The organism is Staphylococcus sp. EG-SA-2 (assembly GCF_017152085.1).
The window spans coordinates 1-1,275 of the sequence record NZ_JACYHC010000810.1; the positions used below are offsets into that span (position 1 = coordinate 1).

Below are 1,275 nucleotides of genomic sequence, written 5' to 3' on the forward strand. Positions count from 1 at the left end.
GTAGTAACATGCAATCACCACAAAACGCTACAGCTAGTCAATCTACTACACAAACTAGCAATGTAACAACAAATGATAAATCATCAACTACATATAGTAATGAAACTGATAAAAGTAATTTAACACAAGCAAAAAACGTTTCAACTACACCTAAAACAACGACTATTAAACAAAGAGCTTTAAATCGCATGGCAGTGAATACTGTTGCAGCTCCACAACAAGGAACAAATGTTAATGATAAAGTACATTTTACGAACATTGATATTGCGATTGATAAAGGACATGTTAATAAAACAACAGGAAATACTGAATTTTGGGCAACTTCAAGTGATGTTTTAAAATTAAAAGCGAATTACACAATCGATGATTCTGTTAAAGAGGGCGATACATTTACTTTTAAATATGGTCAATATTTCCGTCCAGGTTCTGTAAGATTACCTTCACAAACTCAAAATTTATATAATGCCCAAGGTAATATTATTGCAAAAGGTATTTACGATAGTAAAACAAATACAACAACGTATACTTTTACGAATTATGTAGATCAATACACAAATGTTAGCGGTAGCTTTGAACAAGTCGCATTTGCGAAACGTGAAAATGCAACAACTGATAAAACTGCTTATAAAATGGAAGTAACTTTAGGTAATGATACATATAGTAAAGATGTCATTGTCGATTATGGTAATCAAAAAGGTCAACAACTTATTTCGAGTACAAATTATATTAATAATGAAGATTTGTCACGTAATATGACTGTTTATGTAAATCAACCTAAAAAGACCTATACAAAAGAAACATTTGTAACAAATTTAACTGGTTATAAATTTAATCCAGATGCTAAAAACTTCAAAATTTACGAAGTGACAGATCAAAATCAATTTGTGGATAGTTTCACCCCAGATACTTCAAAACTTAAAGATGTTACTGGTCAATTCGATGTTATTTATAGTAATGATAATAAGACGGCGACAGTAGATTTATTGAATGGTCAATCTAGTAGTGATAAACAGTACATCATTCAACAAGTTGCTTATCCAGATAATAGTTCAACAGATAATGGGAAAATTGATTATACTTTAGAAACACAAAATGGAAAAAGTAGTTGGTCAAACAGTTATTCAAATGTGAATGGCTCATCAACTGCAAATGGCGACCAAAAGAAATATAATCTAGGTGACTATGTATGGGAAGATACAAATAAAGATGGTAAACAAGATGCCAATGAAAAAGGGATTAAAGGTGTTTATGTCATTCTTAAAGATAGTAACGGTA

The 1,275-nt window shown here is 30.6% G+C and carries 1 protein-coding gene; it reads left to right on the forward strand.

What is annotated here, in order from left to right:
- Positions 1 to 1,275, forward strand: a 1,275-nt coding sequence (locus tag IDG60_RS14710) for a fibrinogen-binding adhesin SdrG C-terminal domain-containing protein (protein WP_206160841.1), incomplete at both ends; no start/stop codon positions are given.